This is a genomic window from Pseudomonas sp. IT-P294, from assembly GCF_949767865.1.
In the GTDB taxonomy this organism is placed as follows: Bacteria; Pseudomonadota; Gammaproteobacteria; order Pseudomonadales; family Pseudomonadaceae; genus Aquipseudomonas.
Map to the genome: position 1 here is coordinate 1 of NZ_CATKQW010000003.1, position 22,416 is coordinate 22,416.

Below are 22,416 nucleotides of genomic sequence, written 5' to 3' on the forward strand. Positions count from 1 at the left end.
GGGATAAAGCATTTTCCTACGGCCCCAGCTGACCCCGCCCACAACTCAGGTCCACTTTCGCGCGATATTTTTCTTCGCCCAATAACTAGGCTTAGTTCAACCGGAAGTTCTAATAAACCCTGAGAACTTCCTTTGCTTAGTTAGCGTTATTTCGAATGGATTCGAACATGTTCAAACCGACTGTTGGCCCAATCATTGGCCACACCACAACTAATCACGTGCGTATTTTTCTGCGCGGTGAACATCAAGATGACTCACTGGTCTTTGCCGGCATCCGCTACCGGCGTGAAGGAGAAGTGCGTTGGTCCCAAGGTGTTTTTTCCAAACTGTCCATCCTGCGCGACATGTCCGATGTGATCGCTCTCAATGATCTGGCCACCGACACCGAGTACGAATATCAAGCCGGATGGTTCAGCCCCATGAGCCCGGTGCATACCGTGGAAACGGTTCAGGAACTACCGCTGCAATGGCCTCGGGAGACGTATCGTTTCCGCACACAATCCAGCAAAACCACGACACCGCGGGCGTATATCGTTGGCTCGTGCCGCTATCTGCGAATGACCGCAGGAGTGCCATCGGCGCCGCATCTGGGCGACAGGATCTTCGGTTCGATCACCCGGCTCGCGCAGCAGGCTGAACCGCCCATCAGCGCCATGCTGATGACCGGCGACCAAATCTATGTCGATGACTTGAACGTTATTGCGCCTGACCGGGAGTACAAGGAAATACTCAGAAAGTATCGCATTGCCTTTTCTCAGCCGCACATCGCAAAGTTAATGTCCGGCACGCCGACTTACATGATCCTCGACGACCATGAAATAGAAGACAACTGGCCCGCCAACGAAAGCAAGGCTGATGCTTATCTATATAGAAATGCCATGGCCGCCTATGAGCTGTATCAAGCCAGTCACAGCCCGGCATATGAACTTCTGCCCAGCGGACAACCCAGCAAGAAACTGGAACAGTATTGGTATCAGTTCACCGAAGGTGACATTGAATGGTTTGTCACTGACAGCCGGACCCGACGCAATTTGTCCGCCGATGATCGACGGATACTCGACGAAGAGCAGGAACAGGCGCTGAGCAAATGGCTGATCCACAGCCCGGCCAGGGTCAAATGCGTGGTCACCAGCGTGATGTTCTACCCCGACCGCAAATCGCAAGGCGATGACGCCTGGAAAGCGTTTCCGGAACAACGACTACGACTGCTGGAAACCATTCGTACACAGCGCATCAAGAATGTCCTGTTCATTTCCGGCGATGTCCATGGCTCCCTCACCAGTCGCCTGACCCACAGCGAGGATCCTGACTTCGAAGTGCACACCATCGTGTCGTCGCCGTTGTGCAACAGCAAATTGCTGCCGTATGCCAAGGCGTCAACCTTCATGCTTGATCAGCCACTGGTACAAACCGCGGCCGGAGACTATCGGCATCAGCTGACCAGCGACGTGATCAGCCAGGACAACTTTGCCCACCTGATCGTTGATCAGGCGCAAATACGGGTCAATTATCACGACCGTGATGGCAAGCCACTGCAATCGATCACGATTGCTTTGCGTTAACCGAAAAAAATCGCAGCCCTGGGCCACGCCTGTGGCTGTGATTTCTTGCGCAAAAGCATTACTTTCGGTCACTGGCTGGAGAAATCCTCGTCGCTGCCGACATATTCTTATAGCACTTGGCCTTCATGTCTCTTGTCAGTCAGTGTCGCAATGATGCAACCTTGCCGCAGGCAACAGTTAAGAGGGCGAGAGCCCGGCGCGATCAGCACATTCGAAGCGAGTTTCCCTCAATGAAAAGCCAACCCGATGCCGCCAGCCGTATGGTGGCCGAGGTAGTGACGCAATTGCCTGTGCCCTCGCGGCTCGGCATGCTGCGTTTCGAACGGCTGAATGAAGCTAGCTGGGCTCTGCTGTTCCTCGATCCCAATTGCGAACGACAGTTTGGCGTGCCGGCCGTGGAGCTCTGCGCCCTGGTCGACTCGCCTTACGCCAGCCTGATGGAGCCCGAAGCGCGCTATCAACTGCACGACGCGATTCAGCAGCAACTCAGCGACGGCCCCAATTACCTGATCCGCTACAAACTGCACACCGCCAAGGGCTCCCTGAGCCTGCTCGAACTCGGCGAAGCCTACCGACAACACAATCGACACCTGCTGCGCGGCTACCTGATGGTCGTGGACGGATTGTTCGAGGACGGACAACTGCTGCCCACGCTTGACCTGGAAACCCAGAATTCGCGCCTGCAAATCGCCCTGGAACTCAATCAGCGCGCCCAACTGGAACAATTGCAGCATCTGGATCGGGTGCGCGCCCAGCAAGACCTGATCCTGCTGCTGACCCGCCAGCGCTACAGCAGCAACAACTCCCTGCAAGAAGCCGCTGAGCTGATCACCCGCAGCGCCTGTGATATCTACGAAATCGACTGCGCCAGCCTGTGGAACCTCGAAGGTTCGCTGCTGATACCGATCTCGGCCTATCACCGCGCCTGCGGGGAATATCAATTGCCCGAGCCGATCGATGTCAGCGGCTTCCCGGATTACCTCGAGGCCTTGCACAGCAGTCGCGCCATCGACGCGCACAACGCCATGCGCGATCCGCGCACCCGGGAAATGGCCGAAAGCCTGCGTCCGCGTAATGTGAACGCCATGCTTGACGCCAGTATCCGTGTCGACGGCCAGGTGGTTGGCGTGCTCTGTCTGGAGCAGACCGGCGTGACCCGCGCCTGGCAGTCGGACGAAATCGCCTTCGCCGGCGAGCTGGCCGACCAGTTCGCCCAGGTCATCAACAACCATAATCGCCGCACCGCCACCAGCGCGCTGCACCTGTTCCAGCGTGCGGTCGAGCAAAGCGCCAACGCCTTTTTGCTGGTCAATTGCGACGGCGTGGTGGAATACGTAAACCCCAGCTTCACGGCGATCACCCAGTACAGCACCGAAGAAGTCCATGGCCAGCGGCTATCGGAACTGCCGGCGCTGGAAAACCTCAGCGAGCTGCTGTTCGACGCGCCCTCGGCGCTGGCCAAGAGCAACAGCTGGCAGGGTGAGTTCAAAAGCCGGCGTAAAAACCTCGAACCCTACTGGGGCCAGTTGTCGATTTCCAAGGTCTACGGCGACAACCGTGAGCTGACGCATTACATCGGCATTTACGAAGACATCACCCAGACCAAGCTCGCCCAGCAGCGCATCGAGCGCCTGGCCTACACCGACAACCTGACCAACCTCGGCAACCGACCGGCGTTCATCCGTAACCTCGATGAACGCTTCGCCCGAGACAGCGATACCCCGATCAGCCTGCTGCTGGTGGACATCGACAATTTCAAGCGGATCAACGACAGCCTCGGCCACCAGACGGGCGACAAGTTGTTGATCAGCCTAGCCCGTCGCCTGCGCAACAGCCTGAGCCCGAGCGGCAGCCTGGCGCGTTTCGCCAGTAACGAATTCGCCGTGTTGCTCGACAACACAGACCTTTCGATGGGCCAAGAAGTCGCCAATCAATTGCTCGCGACCCTCGACAAGCCGATGTTCGTCGACAACCAGCTGATCAGCGTCACCGGTTCCGTAGGCCTGGCCTGCGCGCCACTGCACGGTCGCGATCCACAGACCCTGATGCGTAATGCCGGCCTGGCGCTGCACAAGGCCAAGGCCAACGGCAAACATCAGGTCCAGGTGTTCACCGAAGCGCTGAACGCCGAAGCCAGCTACAAACTGTTCGTCGAGAACAATTTGCGCCGCGCCCTGACCCAGAATGAGCTGGACGTGTTCTATCAGCCCAAGCTGTGCCTGCGCAGCGGTCGCTTGCTGGGCATGGAAGCGCTGCTGCGCTGGAACCATCCGGAAAAAGGCATGATCCGCCCGGACCAGTTCATCAGCGTCGCCGAAGAAACCGGGCTGATCATTCCGATCGGCAAATGGATCGCCCGCCAGGCCTGCCGCATGAGCAAAGACCTGACCGCCGCCGGCCTGGGCAATCTGCAAGTGGCGATCAACCTGTCGCCCAAGCAGTTTTCCGACCCGGACCTGGTGTCGTCGATTGCCAACATCCTCAAGGAAGAAGCGCTGCCGGCGAACCTGCTGGAGCTGGAACTGACAGAAGGCCTGCTGCTGGAAGCGACCGAAGACACCCACTTGCAGCTCGATCAGCTCAAGCGCCTGGGCCTGACCCTGGCCATGGATGACTTCGGCACCGGTTACTCATCGCTCAGTTACCTGAAAAAATTCCCGATCGACATTATCAAGATCGATCGCAGCTTCATCCATGAAATCCCGGACAACCAGGACGACATGGAAATCACCTCCGCCGTGATCGCCATGGCCCACAACCTGAAACTCAAGGTCGTGGCTGAAGGCATCGAGACTGCCGAACAACTGGCCTTCTTGCGCCGCCACCGCTGCGACGTCGGCCAGGGCTACCTGTTCGACCGCCCTATCCCGGGCTCCGAGCTGATCGAAAAGCTCAAGCGCTACCCGCGCGGCCCGCTCGTCTGACAGCCCACATCCTCGTGTGACACCCCCCGCCCCCTGTGGGAGCGAGCTTGCTCGCGATGGCGGCGCGCCAGTCAGCGTCCATGCCACTGATACACCGCTATCGCGAGCAAGCTCGCTCCCACAGGGGCACACGGGTAGTGCGTAACCGGACAGCATTGGGCAAACTGGCGGTCTGATTCCCTACACCCCAACCTGACTGAGAGGACTGATCATGGTCTTGCGCTCGGAAATCCTGGTGAACAAAAACGTGCTCCCTACCAAAGAACAAGCTCTACCCGGCCGTGAAACCCCAATGACCGTGCCGGAAAAACACTTCGTCCACGACGCCCCGCTGCTGGGCCCGTTTGCGATGGACGTGGATTTTGCGATCTTCGGCCTGGGTTGCTTCTGGGGCGCCGAGCGCAAGTTCTGGCAGCGCGAAGGCGTGGTCAGCACGGCGGTGGGTTACGCCGGCGGCTTTACCCCGAACCCGACGTATGAAGAAGTCTGCTCGGGCCTGACTGGCCACAGCGAAGTGGTATTGGTGGTCTACGAGCCAGCAAAAGTCAGCTACGAAGCGCTGCTGAAGATGTTCTGGGAGCTGCACAACCCAACTCAGGGCATGCGCCAGGGCAACGACATCGGTACCCAGTACCGCTCGGTGATCTACGCCACCAACCCGGCGCAACTGGCCGCCGCCAAGCACAGCAAAGACGTGTTCCAGGCCGAACTGACCAAGGCTGGAAAAGGCGAAATCACTACTGAAATCGACGAGGCGCCGACGGTCTACTTCGCCGAGGCGTATCACCAGCAATACTTGGCCAAGAACCCGGAAGGGTATTGCGGGATTGGCGGTACAGGCGTGACCTGCCCGATCTGACCCCGCACTGATCGTTCCCACGCTCTGCGTGGGAATGCCTCAATGGACGCTCTGCGTCCGCTTCGGCTGGGACGCGGAGCGTCCCGGGCTGCATTCCCACGCGGAGCGTGGGAACGATCGATCAACGATCAACTCTCGGCGATCAACCAATCCATCTGCCACCCGCCCTGGGTCTGCCCAAGCTTCTTGGACAACCACGGCAGCAGTTCACGCAATTCCTCTTCCAGGCCCCACGGCGGATTCGCAATCGCCAACCCGGAACCATTCAAACTGTTCGGCGTATCCAGCGGATGCACCAGCAACTCCACACGCAACAACTTCGGCGCGCCGCTGCCAGCCAGATCCTGATAAAAACGCCGCAACAAACGCTGGTCCTTCACCGGGTACCAAATCGCCGCCACGGTTTGACGCATCCGGCCAATCGCCTCTTTCAGCGAAGCCGCACAGCGCTGCATCTCATCAAGCTGTTCAAACGGTGGATCAATCAACATCACCGCCCGCTTCTCTTGCACCGGCAACATCGCGCGAGGCACATGCCAGCCTTCGCCCAGGTGCACCTTCACCCGACGGTCGCCGGCCATGTTGTCCTTGAGCAACACGCCGTCTTCGGGGTGCTTCTCATTGAGCATCACCCGATCCTGCGGCCGCGTCAGGCGCCGCGCCAACTCAGGCGATCCCGGGTAATAGCGCAACTGGCCATCCGGGTTCATGTCGTGCAGCACCTTCATATAGTCGGCGGTCAACGCCGGCAAATCCGGCTGATCCCACAAACGCGCAATACCTTCCAGGTACTCACCGGTACGGCTCGCCTGATCACCCTGCAGGTCATACAGACCAATGCCGGCGTGAGTATCGAGATAGGCAAACGGCTGCTCCTTGCGCGACATCAAGGCGATGAGGCGGGTCAAAGTCAGGTGTTTGAACACATCGGCGTGATTGCCGGCATGGAAGGCGTGACGATAATTCATGATTGCTCCTGCGAAGGCCGGGAAGTTTACCTTGTACGGCGCCGAACGTCAGGGCCTCACAGCCGAGCGGCCACTCCACACGCTGATCGTTCCCACGCTCCCGCGTGGGAATGCCTCAAGGGACGCTCCGCGTTCCAGCCACTCCGCCGGTGTCAAGTCGGGCATCGATGTGACGCAGAGCGTCACGGGCTGCATTCCCACGCTGGTGCGTGGGAACGATCATTCTGCGGCGCTACTCCGAAGGCCGGGCCTTCAGACGCCGCCCAATCACGTCCAACACATCACAGCCATCACGCAACGGAATGGCGCAGAGCAAAGCGAAATCACTCAGGATGAACGACTCACACTCAACGGAGCCGCGCATCGAGATGTTCTCAAGTACTTGGGTGACGGCGCGAATTCGATAGTTGGCGGCGTCGTATAAGACATCAAGCGGCGCGTGGGTATCGACGAACAGCGTGGGCACGTCGGTGCAGTTGCTGGTGAGGGCCATGAAACGGCTTTTGGGATGGGGGATTGGTTTTTCGTAGGGTGGGTCGGGGTGAAGGTTTTTCATGATTGAAACCTCTGGTAGTAATGGGCGCTACCATCGGCCTTCCTACAGGCTTGGGTGGCAGCTATACGCGGGGTAGGAATATCGAGACCAGAGAACTCGACCACACCGAAGCGTGCCCGCGCACAGCCGCCGCAACTGATCTTACGGACGCATGTTGATGGCCGCAATTCAGGTGTCGACGCCGAAGCGTCCTCTCTAGTCTTGAAGGGTTCCTACACCCTGCCACTGAATTTTCAGTGACCACCAGAGACTATCGATGGAATGCATTTCAAACCAGTTCATGGAAACCGATACGAGTTGAAGGAAACTTCCGATGGGCTTGCCCGGAAAATTCTCAGTTATCAAGAGCATCTTAAACACTACTACTCAGTCCGATGCACTGGCAATCAACGCGCTGAGGATGCGACGTTTAGGATTCCAGATAGTCAAACACCACACCCCCCACCACTCCAAACCTTCGTTGAAGTAATCACCCCACGACTCGCGCCCTGGAATTGCATCAGAGTTATTGACCCATTCTCGCTTAAACCCCTTAACCCAATTTATTACTACAACATTATCCTGTTCTTCGAGGCCTAGAGCCTGACACCACTCACGGAATAGTTCCTGGGCCTCAAACTCTCCTCGTTTGAATTCAGTTAGATAAGGTGGCTCACGGAAAGAACCGTAAAACGCCAGCGGTCCTCGCTCACAATCTTCGACCAAAATAAGATTATGTATTTCTTCCCGACTCAAAACAGTAGCCACAGCCTTATCTAGCTCCCAACTGATATCTGGATCTCCGGGATTTATATACTCGGGATTTTTTATCAAATTGTTATGCCAATCCCACGAATCTTTCATGAGCTTTTCGTGAAGTCTCGTCAAAGCTTGCCGATGAATTGATTCGTCGACTGTCACATTTATCTCAGGACGGAGCACGACAAAATTGAAAACGCAGCCAGCGTCATCCATCCGATCAAGAAGCGATTTACTTTTTTCTTCGTCAATTACTTTCAACACTAAACATATACCTTATCTGAAGCAAAACAGATTCTTCTTCGCTATCAATACTGAAATAAAAGGCGGACAAATAAAAAGGGCGGATTTACTTGTTGCACTATGACAACACCTTCGAAGCTGGCAACAACATAAGTCCGCCGCTTCGCAGTAATCTTTGGTAAAAAACGGTTCAGACACCATATTTTTTTCTTAAGGAATTAATTATCGCCACTACCTTTATCTTGATACCGCTCCAAACAATTAATGAGAACTGTCATAAACCGCCTTTGATCTTTAACCTCATCATCAAAATACGTGTCCATTTTTGAAAAAATTTCATCAAAACTATTACCCGCCTCTAAGAAATAAGACAAAGTTTCGATTAAATAAATGCGCTCTTGTTCACTATAAATAAAAAATTCCGGACGTAGCAAGGCGTCAAAAAGCTCAGCAAGTTCTTTATCATCATTCACATTCTTCGAAACGATAATCTCCTCCCGCTCCAAATCATGCGTATTTTCAATATCAAAAACAAAAAGCAAACCTCGTATACTCCACAGTGTGTAGGGCCTATTCATCAGTCAAATTCCGTGTATGAAGTTTTAGCTTTACCATACTTGTCCAATATGACGACCGCTCTAGTCTGCTCACCATACTGCAATCCATCCCTTTTAAACCCTTCACCTATTCTTTTACCCATATCGATAGGTTGCCGTGAAGCATCTATACCACTTTGCCTAAAAATTAACTGAGCACGTTGTATTGCATTAAATTGATCACGATGACTGAGAAAACGGGTCGCGGCTGAAGGAATGACGGGCTCGCCTTTTTTCTTTCCCTTCTCGTACCTTTCTATTTCGCCTGTCGAGGGATTTCTGCCTTCCTTCACCCGATCAAACTGGGATTGCAGGGTTGTTTGAGCTCCATGTTTCTGCTGAAAATGGGCACCATCAATCGATTCTTCCATTTCCTTCAAGCGCCTATAAAAAACCGACTCTGATAACTCATCAATCCGCGCCCTCCGCTGATCACCTGTCAGCTTCGGCAGCGCCGGCTCACCCTCATCAACCCTAACGCCAGTCGTATCATCAGGCGCCTGACACCCTGGCTTATTCGGCGGCGGGCAGCTCCCGCTCAACCCCAACGGATCAACCCACCCCGTCGGATTCGGCGTGTATTGATACTGGTTCAGCCCACCCGCCAACTTGACCGGGTCCGGCGTCAGGTAGCGGCCGATCTCTGGATCATAGTACCGATGCCGGTTGTAGTGCAGGCCGCTCTCGGCGTCGAAGTATTGGCCCTGAAACCGTAACGGCTGCTCAAGCTGCTCGCCCCCACCAAATGCCAAATGCGTGACTTTGCCGTAGGCGTTGTACTTCGCCGACCATACGATCTCACCACCAAAATCGGTCAGTTCCTGCGGCGTACCCAGGTGGTCGAGTTGGTAGTAGAACGGACAGGCTTTTCTCGGGCCTTTGCCGTCGAGCATGGCCAGGGGGCGGAAGGTGCCGGGTTCGTAGACGTAGCTGCGGTAGTGTTCGTGGCTGCTTTCGGCGACGAGGTGATCGCCTTGCCAGAAGAATTCGGTGGTTTTGCCGTCGACGGTTTTGGCGATGCGGCGGCCGAAGGCGTCGTAGCGGTAACTGGAGCAACGACCGTCCGGGGTGGTGACGCCGATCAGACGGTGTTGGCAGTCGTAGCGGTAGTCGGTGACGAGTTTTTGCGCGGTGCCGCGGCGCTCGCGGATCAGGTTGCCGAAGGCGTCGTAGTCGTAATGGCGGTCGCCTTGCATGAGCAGACGGTTACCAACAACCTTCGCTATGCCGGGGCGATCCTGCATTAGCAGGTTGCCCGCCGGGTCGTGGGCGAAGCTTTCCGGCGACTGATCGCGCAAGGGGCGGACGCGGATCAGGCGGTTGAGCGGGTCGTATTGGTAGTTGCGCTGGCCGTGGCGGGTGTCGGCGATGCTGTCGAGATTGCCGTTGGCGCTGTAGGCATAGTCGCGGCGATACATCGCCTGGTGTTGCTGGCTGACAGCGTGAGCCTTCAGACGGCCCTGATCGTCGTAGGCATAGTCGCTGAGCAGTAGGCCTTGCTGACGTTGCTGTTCGCGGCCGAAGACGAACTGGTGGCTGGTGAGCCGCGCGCCGTTGAGGTCGATGGCGGTCAGTGCGCCGCCCTTGGCATGGTGGTAGTCGAGTTTGCTGCCGTCCGGCAGGCGCAGATGATTGAGCTGGCCGCAGGCGTCGTAGGCATAGCGCAGCGTGCCCCAGCCCTGATGTTCGGTGATCAACCGATCTTGTCGGTCGTACTCGAACTCGAGCGGATGGTCGTGGCCATCGTCGACGCTGACCAACCGGCCGAGGCTGTCATGGCGGTATTGGACCTTGACGCCATCGGGCAGATTTTTGACCAGCAAGCGACCGGCCGAATCCCGCTCGTACCCGGTGATCAGCGGCGAGCCGTCATCGCCAAACTCGGTTTTCTCCAGCAAATGGCCATTGAGGTCGTAGGCATATGCCGTGCGTCGACCATCGAAGCCAGTTTCCTGTCGGATCAAGCCGCCGGGGGTGTAGTCCAGCCGATACGTTTCGCCGGATTCGTTCTCGATTTCCGTGAGCAACAGCTGCGCGTTGTCGTAGCGATAACGCAGTTCCGTACCGTCAGGGTTAATCCGGCGGCTGACCAGGTGCAGATCGTCGAGGTATTCGTAGCGCGTGACGCGACCGAGTTCGTCGCGTTCGGCGGTGATCTTGCCGTAGGCGTTGTAGCTGTAGGCACGACTTGCGCCGGTAGGAAGAATCGTCTGGATCAGTCGGCCAACAGCATCCCATTGCGACTGGGTGACTGCGCCATGTTCGTCCTGACGCGTAATCTGCCGACCCAGTGCATCGTAGGAAAACCGCCGTACGCCACCATCGGGCAGTGTTTCCTCAACCAGTTGCCCCAAACCGTTCCAGACGAACACATGCCGGCTGGTATCCGGGTAGCGGATCGACAGCAACTGACCTTTTTCGTCGAAGTGGTAATGGGTGATCTGGCCGTCAGGATCGGTGGCCTCGGTGACGTCGCCCTGAGCGTTGCGCTGATATTTCCACACCGCTTTACCGCGATAACGCGTGTGCAGGAATCCGTTGCGATACTCGTAGGACGTTGGCTCCTCTTCCGGTGGAATCAGCGCCACCAGACGCCCGACTTCGTCGTAGAGGTATTCGTTCACCGCCCCGAGCGGGCCCTGCTCGGCAATCAACCGGCCCTGATCGTCGTAGGCCTTGAGGTGTTCGCCGCCGTCCAGGTCGATCCGACGCACCAGGCGCGCTCGGTCGTCGTGGACGTAAACCTCTTCGCTGCCATCGATGTTTTTAACCAACACCGCGCCGTCGTCATCCCAGACATAACGCGTATCCATCTGTGCAAACGAGGCCCAGTGGCGGACACATCGAGCCGCCTTGCCGGACCGTTCCCACTCCCAGAAGAAACTTGCCCCACCGGCCAGTTGCCGTTGCAAAATCACGTGGTGATCGTCGTAGTCGTAACGTTCGCTTTCGCCGGCGGCGTTGGTGGCTTCGATGAGTTGATCGCGCTCGTCGTAGCGATAATTGACCAGCGTCTGCTCGGTCTTCCAGGGTTCATCGAGCGTCTGGGCCGGGACAAAAATCTGGTAGTCGACGGCGATCAGATGGCTGCGTTCATAGCGCAACAGCAAGGCGCGACCGGCGCCGTTGTCGAGACGTTGAATGCGGCCCTGTCTGTCGCGGGTGATGCGCAGACGGTTGTCGTATCCGTCGCTGATCGCTGCCAGAAAACCATTCTGAAAGTGATAGAAACGGGCTTCGTCGCCGGCCTGGGCGAGGATCAGTTCCTCGGGTTCATCACCGAGATAAATCGCCGCGCGCGACAGGCTGTTGTGAATCTCCGGACGTTCGGCGGACGGTAGCGGAAAGGTGGTGCGACGGTTTTCGTGGTCGACCCAGATGACCGTGTCGCCGTCGATTTCCAGTCGATGGGATAACGAATGGCTCCAGCCGAAACCGAGGCCGCAATCGATCTCGGCGGCGCTGGTGCGGTAGAGCCGGGTGAAATCGAACGGCAGCAAACCATCGAGCGCACCGTCGCTGAGGGTCAGCAGCTCTTCGCCGGTGACCATCGAAACCGGGCATTTGTTGGTGGCGGTTTTGTTGGCGGAATCGGCGGGGTCGCCGTTGGGGTTTTTCGCTTGAACCGGGGCGTTGTCGTGGTGTTCGGTTTGCTTGAGTGTGGTGTTGCGCTTGGCATCCCAGCGCAGTTGCATGCGACCTTTTTTGAGACCCGCCGCTACACCGCGCGCGGCGACCGATTTGTACTGGTCGACGTACTTCATGAAGGTGTTGAGGATATTGAAAGTGGCCTCGACGAAACGTATCGCGAGATTGGCCAACACCATCCCGTACTTGATTCCACGAAGCTTCAAATAGGCCACGGCTACGGGCATGCCGACACCCGTAAAAACCAGCGCCGAGGCAATCAAAACATCGATCAGCACCGAGACAATGGCATTGCTGACCGCCCCTGCTGTGGTACCCACAACTTCACTTGGCGGTAACGCCGAAAACCAAAGACTCGCGGCACGAAACAGCAGGCAAAGCGCCGCCTCATCACTCGCCAGCAACAAGGCTTTTTCCATCGCAGCGGGGGATTGCTTCGCCAGCTCGATAAGTTGCTGCGCACTACTACCTAGTCGTTCAAGGTGAGCGCCAGGATTTTGAAGGATGTCAAAGACGAGATTTAGACCGTCCCAAACTCCCATGACCGCCGCCCAACTTCCCGCCAGCAGTCCGTTACCAGCGGCGGCAAAAGTCGAATGCGACCATTGTGGTTTGTAGCCTTCCCACTCTTTGCGCAGCCAACTTTCCAGTTCTTGGGTCAGGCCATCGTAAGAGGAGAACAGATCCTCAATTTGAGCTGGCGTAACTTCACTCTGAACATGAACACGGTAGAACTTGCCCGGTGTCCCTACGAACTGCCCTTTACCGTACTCATCGAGCTTGACCGGCGTGCTCTCTCCGCCATCGCTGGCAACCACATCAACCGAAATATTCCCCAACGGAATGTCATAAACCGATTCGAACTTGCTCTCGATCTCCAGGATTCCACTTGCAGGACACCGCGCCAAACCCGAGAAAAAATCATCGTCGCGACTGCTCACCGCTGTCGTCGTATCGCCAAGCTTTATCAGCCGCTCCATGTCCAACAGCGAAGGCATGTCCATCGCGCGGCTGGCCTTGTCCGCATTCCGGCTCAAGAAGCTGCCAAGTTGCTGCCGATACAAAACCAAGGTGCCTTTAAAACCGTCGAGCTCCTGCTCGATCCATACGATCTGATCCATCAGTCCAGCTCCGTTATCAGGTAATCCACCAAGGCTGATTTCGGTGCTTGAGGCAGGTCCGGCGTATCTAGAAAAGTCGCGACTTTGTGCCGCAATACGCTCGGCGAAAACGCCTCAAAAAGATCAGGTCGATCCTCGCTCAACCACATCAACAAGTTGTTAATACGGGTTGTTGCGGACTCGTTGGCGAGGTGTTTGAGCAGCGATGCAGAAACTTCCCACCACGGAAAAACCCTGGAAGTTTTAAGCGCACTACCGCCGATATCGAGCGGCTGACCATTGATCAAACAACGGTCGATCACAGGCATTAACTGCGCGGCCTTAACCTCGGCAGACTGAAGAATCGGCAGCAAATAACGCCCATCCCAGAACCGAAAAAACACCGCATTACCGTTTGGTAAAAGCACTTGAGTGAGGCTGCGCAGATGCTCGACCAGCACGTCTTGAGATGCAGAAGAGACCGCCAGCCAACCCCAATCCCGAGACTCGGTGCTGGCAACCCACTCCAGAAACTCACCGCCCGCAGCGACGATTCCGACATAGGGCATGACCGGTTCCCACTCGGCGTAGGCGGTGTCGGCCCAGATCGGGCTCGGTGCCTCAGCAGAAATCGCGTACCGCCACGCTTTGAATGGCTCCGCTGCGCTGGCATTACTGAAGATCGCGAAGAGTTGTTCCGACGGTTTTAGCGGATGTCGTTCCAGCCATTCATGAGGCGACAGGCAATCAGGCTGCACAGACACCGTCCTTGCAGCGCTCGCATTCCTCACAGAACGGCGCGTCACTTTTCAGGCTCAGGATCTGCGCGGCGCTCAGCAATGCGGCCGGGGCGGCGGCGAGTTTCAATGGCATGTCGGGCGAGGCAGGTGCCGCCGCCATGGCCGGCATCAATGCGCCGCCCACCTGAATCGGTACGCTGCTGAAAATCCCGCCGGGGCCAATGTTGATCCACTGCCCGCCGGCCTGAATCGTCGCGCTCGCGCCGCCGTCGATGACCACTTGCTGGCCGGCGCTGACATGGAATTGCTGACTCGCATTCAGCGCCTGACTGGTCACACGAATGTGCCGGTCACCGACCACCACCAAGTGATCATCGAGCTTCACTTCGATCTGGCGCTGGCCATGAGTGATGCGCTGCTCGTCAGCCTTCAATTCATGGCGAGCCATGCCGGTGACGACGATGCTGCGGGCGTTATCGACCTGCACTTGTTGATCGTTCAACACGTGTTCAGTCCAGTTTCGCTGGGCGCGCAGGTAGATTTCTTCGGCGCCTTTGCGATCCTCGATGCGCAATTCGTTGTAACCGCCGCCACCGGGACTGCTCTGGCTGCGGAAAATGCTGCGGGTCTTGTCGGCGGGCAGGTCGAGTGGCACCGGCGTCGCCGCATTCGGCAGGCAACTCATCACCAGCGGTTTGTCGGCATCGGCGTCGATAAACCCGACCAGCACTTCCATGCCGACCCGTGGAATCAGCACACTGCCGTAACGGTCGTGGGCCCAGCCAGTGGCTACCCGCAGCCAGCAACTGGAATGCTCATTGAGTTGTCCGTCGCGGTCCCAGGCGAGCTGAACCTTGACCCGGCCGAACTCGTCGCAATGGATTTCGCTGTCGACCGGCCCGGTGACCACGGCCGGTTGATAGCCGAGCATGCGTGGTTTGTCCGGGCCCAGTGGCGGGCGAAAGGAAACGTCCCACGGCGTAGCCAGAAACGTATTGCGATAGCCCTGGAAATCATCCGGGTCGTCGCTGGTGGCTGACTCTTCCAGCACCTGCGGCTGTCGGCCACGGTGTTCGATTGCGGTGATCAGCCACAAGTCATTCCATGCCTGGTGCGGATGCTCGGCGAGGCGCAGGAAATGTCCGCAAACCAGCGCCGAATCGTCGCCTTTACCTTCAGCCTGACGGAAGTCTACGTTGTGGCGTTCGAGTGTGCGTTGGGTCAGTTGCTTGCCATGTTCGCGATCAATGAGTTGGCCGGGGAAGTGGTAGTCCTCCAGCACCGGACGCTGTTCGCTGTCGAGACGGGATTCGAGTTGCAGACGTGGTTTTTGAAAGTCGTAATCGCGACGGGCGACTGCGGTGGTGCGGGTTTCCAAACGAACGTTGAAGCGTTTAATGGCCGGTGCCTGCGCCGCCATGCCGCTGCCCGGCAAGTACAGCGTCGGCTCGGGCAGACGAGGGAACACCGTCTGGTCATCGCCGAACACCAGCAGGTGCCCGTCAGGACTGTGCTGGAAGTGGTAGTGAATACCGATCTCGGCACACAGGCGCTGAATGAACGCGAGATCGCTTTCGGCGTATTGCACACAGTATTCGCGAGGCGAGTAGTCGCTGCCGAGACGAAACTCGAACGCATCGCGCTGGATGCCGTGGTCCTTGAAAACCTGCGCGATGATCGTTGGCACACTTTTGTGCTGGAAGATTCGCTGGTTGATGCGCTGACCCAGGTAAGCCAGTCGTGGTACGAGGCTGACCTGATAGCCCGTCAGACGCTTCCCGGAATCGCTTTGCCCGACCCGAAAAATCTGACCGTGAATGCCGGAACCTTCTGCATCAAAACTTAGAAACGCCTGACGATGCAGCAGGCTTTCAAGCTCGATGTCCGGTCGTTCGCTGACCAGCTCGAGGTCAAAACGGTAGGGTTGGCTAATGGCTTCCGTGCCCGTGAACTCAAGTACCTTGAGCTCATTCTGGACGCCGTCGATGGTCAACGTGAAACGCGGTTGATTGGCAGGAGCGAACATCCGATGTGTCTCTGCAGAATGAAGGCGGGCGATTCTGCATGAGCAACAAAGGGTGTTGAGGGAGGGACAGGAAAATCAGATTTGCCCTACTTTTTTAGAGATTTTTCCTTCAGAAATGAGTGTGTTTTGCTACAGACATCTCCCTCAATACCACCACCAACCCTGTGGGAGCGAGCTTGCTCGCGATGGCGTCAGGTCAGGCGACATTGATGTTGAATGACCTGCCGCTATCGCGAGCAAGCTCGCTCCCACAGGGGTATGCACAGAGATTCAAGATTTGTGCAGGCCAAAAAAAAACGGCCCGCCTCCAAAAGGAAGCGGGCCGTTTTTATGCTCGGTGAATGGTCAGAGCTTCAGCTCATCGCGATCACTTGTTCAGGCGGTAATCAGCCTCGGCAGCAGCGAAGCGCTGCAGCATGCCGGTCGTCGGCGTGCCCAGTTTGCTGACGATGTAGATCGCCAGGCTGGCGAAGATGAAGCCAGGGATAATTTCGTACAGACCCAGCAGCTCGAAGTGTTTCCACACGATCACAGTGATCGCGCCAACCAGGATGCCGGCCAGTGCGCCGTTACGGGTCATGTCTTTCCAGATCACGGAGATCAGCACAACCGGACCAAATGCAGCACCGAAACCTGCCCAGGCGTAGCTGACCAGACCCAGTACCCGGTTGCTCGGGTTAGCCGCCAGCGCAATAGCGATCAGGGCAACCAGCAGCACCATGGCGCGACCGACCCAGACCAGTTCAACCTGGGAAGCGCTCTTACGCAGGAAGGTTTTGTAGAAGTCTTCGGTCAGGGCACTCGAGCACACCAGCAACTGGCAGCTCAGGGTGCTCATGACGGCAGCCAGGATGGCCGACAGCAACACACCAGCAATCCAGGGATTGAACAGGATCTTGGCCAGTTCGATGAACACACGCTCGTGGTTTTCGCTCACAGGCATGGCCACGGCAGGGTTTGCCGAGAAGTAAGCAATACCGAAGAAACCTACAGCGACGGTGCCGCCCAGGCACAGGATCATCCAGGTCATGGAAATGCGACGGGCATTAGCAATCGACTTGACCGAATCCGCCGCCATGAAACGCGCCAGGATATGCGGCTGACCGAAGTAGCCCAGCCCCCAGCCCATCAACGAAATGATGCCGATGAAGGTGGTGTTTTTCAGCATGTCGAAGTTGCTTGGGTCTTGCGCTTCGATGGCCAGGAAGGTGGTGTCGATACCACCGGTGGCCAGCAGCACGATGATCGGCGTCAGCAGCAGGGCGAAGATCATCAGCGTGGCTTGCACGGTATCTGTCCAGCTCACTGCCAGGAAACCACCGACGAAGGTGTAGGCAATCGTTGCAGCAGCACCGGCCCACAGCGCGGTCTCGTAGGACATGCCGAAGGTGCTTTCGAACAGACGGGCACCGGCGACGATGCCGGAGGCGCAGTAGATGGTGAAGAACACCAGGATCACGACCGCAGAGATGATCCGCAGCAGACCGCTTTTGTCTTCGAAACGGCTGGAAAAGTAATCCGGCAAGGTCAGCGCATCGCCGTTGTGCTCGGTCTGCACACGCAGACGGCCGGCGACGAACAGCCAGTTCAGGTAAGCACCGATGATCAGACCGATGGCGATCCAGCTTTCGGACAGACCGGACATGTAGATAGCGCCCGGCAGGCCCATCAACAACCAGCCGCTCATGTCGGAAGCACCGGCAGACAACGCGGTAACGACGCTGCCCAGGCTGCGACCACCCAGAATGTAGTCAGAAAGGTTGTTGGTGGAGCGATAGGCCATCAAGCCGATCAGCACCATTGCTGCGATGTAGATCACGAACGTGATCAGGGTTGGATTGCTTACGCTCATTCGAGTGATGCCCTGGCTTTGTTTTTATGTACGGCGAAGCGTGAAACGCCGACAGACGACAACGTCTGTTGAACCGATTTCCAGCCCCGCGCATTTATGACTGATGTTTCCCCAGGAAAGCCATCAGCCGGTGCACCTGTCTTTTTTGACCGGTTGCACCTTGGGCGCGAATGCTATTCAACAAAGCAAATAAGGTGCAACCAGTTTTATGAGAATAAGTTGCACCTAATACGAATTACCTGAAAAAGCCCTGTTTTTGCTCCCTTTTAGGGCAGTCCTGACGGTTTACTAGAAGTAAAAGCACCAAGCAGAAGCAGGACGTTCGTACCGGAATTTATTTCCTGACGAGCTGCTTATTATTCCGACAAAAAAAGGGTTGCACCCGGTTGCACCTCGACGGTTGCACGGCTAATCTTGCCGCCAGCTGATGCCACGCGGTCGTGGCAAACATGAGGATAAAAATATGGCTACCACCACCCTTGGGGTCAAACTAGATGACCCGACCCGCGAGCGCCTCAAAGCTGCCGCGACTTCGATTGATCGCACGCCGCATTGGCTGATCAAGCAGGCAATTTTCAATTACCTGGAAAAACTCGAGGGTGGTGCAACCCTGACCGAGCTGAGTGGTTTGACCAAGGATTCCGACGAATCCGTCGATGCGCCTCTGGATCACGCCCACCAGTGCTTCCTCGAATTCGCTGAAAGCATCCTTCCGCAATCGGTCCTGCGCGCCTCGATCACCGCTGCTTACCGTCGCCCTGAGCCGGAAGTGGTGCCGATGCTGATCGAACAGGCTCGCCTGCCGGTCGCCATGGCAGAAGCCACCAACAAACTCGCTGCTTCGATTGCCGAAAAACTGCGCAATCAGAAGAGCGCCGGCGGCCGTGCCGGGATTGTTCAGGGTTTGCTGCAGGAATTTTCCTTGTCGTCCCAGGAAGGCGTGGCACTGATGTGCCTGGCCGAAGCGCTGCTGCGTATCCCGGACAAAGGCACTCGTGACGCGCTGATTCGCGACAAAATCAGCACCGGCAATTGGCAGCCGCACTTGGGCAACAGCCCGTCGCTGTTCGTCAACGCCGCCACCTGGGGCTTGCTGCTGACCGGCAAACTGGTCGCCACCCATAACGAAACCGGCCTGACCTCATCCCTGAGCCGCATCATCGGCAAGAGCGGCGAGCCGATGATCCGCAAAGGCGTCGACATGGCCATGCGCCTGATGGGCGAGCAGTTCGTGACCGGTGAAACCATCGCCGAAGCCCTGGCCAATGCGAGCAAGTTCGAAGCCAAGGGTTTCCGCTATTCCTACGACATGCTCGGCGAAGCGGCACTCACCGAACACGACGCCCAGAAGTACCTGGCCTCGTACGAACAAGCCATTCACTCGATCGGCAAGGCGTCCCACGGTCGTGGGATTTATGAAGGCCCGGGCATTTCGATCAAGCTGTCCGCTTTGCACCCGCGTTACAGCCGCGCCCAGTACGAGCGAGTGATGGACGAGCTGTACCCGCGCCTGCTGTCGCTGACCTTGCTGGCCAAGCAATACGACATCGGCTTGAACATCGACGCCGAAGAAGCCGACCGTCTCGAGCTGTCGCTGGATCTGCTGGAGCGCCTGTGCTTCGAGCCGCAACTGACCGGCTGGAACGGCATCGGTTTTGTGATCCAGGCTTATCAGAAGCGTTGCCCGTACGTCATTGACTACGTGATCGACCTGGCTCGTCGCAGCCGTCATCGCTTGATGATCCGTCTGGTGAAAGGTGCGTACTGGGACAGCGAAATCAAGCGCGCCCAGGTTGAAGGCCTGGAAGGCTATCCGGTCTACACCCGCAAGGTGTACACCGACGTTTCCTACATCGCCTGCGCCCGCAAACTGCTGTCGGTGCCGGAAGTCATCTACCCGCAATTCGCCACGCACAACGCCCACACCCTGTCGGCCATTTACCACATCGCCGGTCAGAACTATTACCCCGGCCAGTACGAGTTCCAGTGCCTGCACGGCATGGGTGAACCGTTGTACGAACAGGTTGTAGGCAAAGTTTCCGAAGGCAAGTTGAACCGTCCGTGCCGGGTGTACGCACCGGTCGGTACACACGAAACACTGCTGGCGTACCTGGTACGTCGCCTGCTGGAAAACGGCGCGAACACCTCGTTCGTCAACCAAATCGCCGATCAGTCCATCTCGATTCAGGCGCTGGTGGCCGATCCAGTGGCCAGCATCGAGCAAATGGCTACGCTGGAAGGCGGCTTCGGCCTGCCGCACCCGCGTATTCCGCTGCCGCGTGATCTTTATGGTGCCGAGCGCGCCAACTCCAGCGGCATCGACATGGCCAACGAACATCGTCTGGCTTCGTTGTCCTGCGCCCTGCTGGCCACTGCTCACAACCACTGGAAAGCCGCGCCGATGCTCGGTTGCGCCTCCAGTACCGAAACCCCTGCGCCAGTCCTGAACCCGTCCGATCTGCGTGACGTGGTCGGCCATGTGCAGGAAGCCACCGTCGAAGACGTCGACAACGCGATTCAGTGCGCCCTGAATGCTGCACCGATCTGGCAGGCCACCCCGCCCGCCGAACGTGCCGCGATTCTGGAACGTGCCGCTGATTTGATGGAAGGCGAAATCCAGCCGCTGATGGGCCTGCTGGCTCGCGAAGCCGGCAAGACGTTCGCCAACGCCATCGCCGAAGTCCGTGAAGCCGTGGACTTCCTGCGTTATTACGCGGTACAGGCACGTAACGATTTCACCAACGACGCCCACCGCCCGCTGGGTCCGGTGGTGTGCATCAGCCCGTGGAACTTCCCGCTGGCAATCTTCAGTGGCCAGGTGGCTGCTGCATTGGCTGCCGGCAACCCGGTATTGGCCAAGCCTGCGGAACAAACCCCGCTGGTAGCGGCTCAAGCCGTGCGCTTGCTGCTCGAAGCCGGGATTCCCGAAGGCGTGCTGCAACTGCTGCCGGGCCGTGGCGAAACCGTGGGTGCTCGTCTGGTCGGTGACGATCGGGTCAAAGGCGTGATGTTCACCGGTTCGACCGAAGTCGCTCGCTTGCTGCAACGCAACGTCGCCGGTCGTCTGGATGCACAAGGTCGCCCGATTCCGCTGATCGCTGAAACCGGCGGCCAGAACGCAATGATCGTCGACTCCTCGGCATTGACCGAACAGGTTGTGATCGACGTGGTGTCGTCGGCCTTCGACAGCGCCGGCCAACGTTGCTCGGCTCTGCGCGTGTTGTGCTTGCAGGAAGATTCCGCTGACCGTGTCATCGAAATGCTCAAGGGCGCGATGGCTGAATGCCGTCTCGGCAACCCGGAACGCCTGTCCGTGGACATCGGCCCGGTGATCGACGCCGAAGCCAAGGCAGGCATCGAGAAGCACATCCAGGCCATGCGCGACAAAGGTCGCAGCGTGTACCAGGTAGCCATCGCCAACACCGAAGAAGTCAAACGCGGCACCTTCGTGATGCCGACCTTGATCGAACTGGAAAGCTTCGATGAGCTGCAACGGGAGATTTTCGGTCCGGTGCTGCACGTGGTTCGCTACAAGCGCAAAGACATCGATCAGCTGATCGGTCAGATCAACGCTTCGGGTTACGGCCTGACGCTGGGTGTTCACACCCGGATCGACGAAACCATCGCCAAGGTGATCGACAACGTCAACGCCGGTAACGTCTACGTGAACCGCAACATCGTCGGTGCCGTGGTGGGCGTGCAACCGTTCGGCGGCGAAGGTTTGTCGGGCACCGGTCCGAAGGCCGGCGGTCCGTTGTACCTGTACCGTCTGCTGTCGACGCGTCCTACCGATGCGATTGAACAGTCCTTCGCTCGCGGCGACGCCATCGCAGCACCGGATGTACGTCTGCGCGATGCCATGAGCAAACCGCTGACTTCACTGAAAGCCTGGGCCGACAGCAACAAGTTCAGCGACCTGAGCACCCTGTGCGGGCAGTTCGCGGCACAATCGCAGAGCGGCATCACCCGCGTTCTGGCAGGCCCGACCGGCGAGCGCAACAGCTACGCCATCCTGCCGCGCGAACACGTGCTGTGCCTGGCGGAAGTCGAAGGCGACCTGCTGACGCAACTGGCGGCGGTATTGGCGGTGGGCGGTTCGGCGGTTTGGCCGGACGCTGACTTGACCAAGGCTTTGTTCGCACGTCTGCCGAAGGACATTCAGGCGAAGATCAAGCTGGTGTCCGACTGGAACAAGGACGAAGTGGTGTTTGACGCGGTTCTGCATCATGGCCATTCCGATCAGCTGCGTGCGGTGTGCCAGCAAGTGGCCAAGCGTGCCGGGGCGATTGTCGGGGTTCATGGCTTGTCCCAAGGCGAGACCAACATTGCGCTGGAGCGCCTGGTGATCGAGCGGGCGTTGAGCGTTAACACGGCTGCTGCCGGTGGTAATGCGAGCTTGATGACGATCGGTTAAACCCTCCTTGTGATCGTTCCCACGCTCTGCGTGGGAATGCCTCCTGTGACGCTCTGCGTCACGCCGTTTTGGGGACGCAGAGCGTCCCGGGCTGCATTCCCACGCGGAGCGTGGGAACGATCATTTCAGCCCTCCTCTGCTTTATCCTTCCCTCTCGTTCTGTCTCTCCATCACGCTCATCAATCATCCT

Annotated in this window: 12 protein-coding genes; 4 read left to right on the forward strand and 8 right to left on the reverse strand. The window is 57.8% G+C overall.

Annotation, left to right across the window (positions count from 1 at the left end; translation table 11 throughout):
* The first annotated feature begins 167 nt into the window (after nt 1-167).
* From ACM6I0_RS02420 to msrA, 3 genes are all read left to right on the forward strand, one after another.
* Entirely contained in the window at nt 168-1,562 is a 1,395-nt protein-coding gene (locus tag ACM6I0_RS02420) for an alkaline phosphatase D family protein (RefSeq protein ID WP_414921375.1), read from the forward strand.
* Between the two features lie 230 nt (nt 1,563-1,792).
* Nucleotides 1,793-4,486: an EAL domain-containing protein gene (locus tag ACM6I0_RS02425; RefSeq protein WP_285435936.1), complete on the forward strand. Its 2,694-nt coding sequence runs from the start codon at nt 1,793-1,795 to the stop codon at nt 4,484-4,486.
* 211 nt (nt 4,487-4,697) lie between these two features.
* The gene (gene msrA / locus ACM6I0_RS02430; RefSeq protein ID WP_414921376.1) at nt 4,698-5,345 is read left to right on the forward strand and encodes a peptide-methionine (S)-S-oxide reductase MsrA; all 648 of its coding nucleotides are present in this window, start codon (nt 4,698-4,700) and stop codon (nt 5,343-5,345) included.
* A gap of 128 nt (nt 5,346-5,473) precedes the next feature.
* On the opposite strand, the gene ACM6I0_RS02435 is transcribed toward msrA, so the two are convergent.
* From ACM6I0_RS02435 to putP, 8 genes are all read right to left on the reverse strand, one after another.
* A complete protein-coding gene (locus tag ACM6I0_RS02435; RefSeq protein ID WP_285435933.1) occupies nt 5,474-6,313 on the reverse strand; it encodes a 23S rRNA (adenine(2030)-N(6))-methyltransferase RlmJ in 840 nt (279 codons plus the stop codon).
* Nucleotides 6,314-6,545: 232 nt separating this feature from the next.
* On the reverse strand, nt 6,546-6,869 hold the full coding sequence (locus tag ACM6I0_RS02440; RefSeq protein WP_414921377.1) for a hypothetical protein: 324 nt from the start codon (nt 6,867-6,869) through the stop codon (nt 6,546-6,548).
* Between the two features lie 366 nt (nt 6,870-7,235).
* Complete coding sequence (locus ACM6I0_RS02445) at nt 7,236-7,871, reverse strand: hypothetical protein (RefSeq protein ID WP_414921378.1); 636 nt, start codon at nt 7,869-7,871, stop codon at nt 7,236-7,238.
* 197 nt (nt 7,872-8,068) lie between these two features.
* The gene (locus ACM6I0_RS02450; protein WP_414921379.1) at nt 8,069-8,428 is read right to left on the reverse strand and encodes a hypothetical protein; all 360 of its coding nucleotides are present in this window, start codon (nt 8,426-8,428) and stop codon (nt 8,069-8,071) included.
* Nucleotides 8,428-13,215, reverse strand: coding sequence for an RHS repeat-associated core domain-containing protein (locus tag ACM6I0_RS02455; RefSeq protein ID WP_414921380.1), 4,788 nt, complete (start codon nt 13,213-13,215; stop codon nt 8,428-8,430). Before ACM6I0_RS02455 ends, ACM6I0_RS02450 begins: the two co-directional genes overlap by 1 nt.
* Nucleotides 13,215-13,952, reverse strand: a complete 738-nt coding sequence (locus ACM6I0_RS02460) for a DUF4123 domain-containing protein (protein WP_414921381.1) — start codon at nt 13,950-13,952, stop codon at nt 13,215-13,217. Before ACM6I0_RS02460 ends, ACM6I0_RS02455 begins: the two co-directional genes overlap by 1 nt.
* Complete coding sequence (locus tag ACM6I0_RS02465; protein WP_414921382.1) at nt 13,942-15,960, reverse strand: type VI secretion system tip protein VgrG; 2,019 nt, start codon at nt 15,958-15,960, stop codon at nt 13,942-13,944. The genes ACM6I0_RS02460 and ACM6I0_RS02465 overlap by 11 nt, the downstream gene beginning before the upstream one ends.
* Before the next feature lie 367 nt (nt 15,961-16,327).
* The gene (gene putP / locus ACM6I0_RS02470; RefSeq protein WP_259155680.1) at nt 16,328-17,812 is read right to left on the reverse strand and encodes a sodium/proline symporter PutP; all 1,485 of its coding nucleotides are present in this window, start codon (nt 17,810-17,812) and stop codon (nt 16,328-16,330) included.
* A gap of 463 nt (nt 17,813-18,275) precedes the next feature.
* Here putP and putA point away from each other — a divergent pair, with 463 nt between their 5' ends.
* Nucleotides 18,276-22,226 carry a trifunctional transcriptional regulator/proline dehydrogenase/L-glutamate gamma-semialdehyde dehydrogenase gene (gene putA, locus ACM6I0_RS02475; protein WP_414921383.1) on the forward strand — a complete coding sequence of 1,317 codons (3,951 nt, stop codon included), beginning with the start codon at nt 18,276-18,278 and terminating at the stop codon, nt 22,224-22,226.
* Nucleotides 22,227-22,416: the final 190 nt, after the last annotated feature.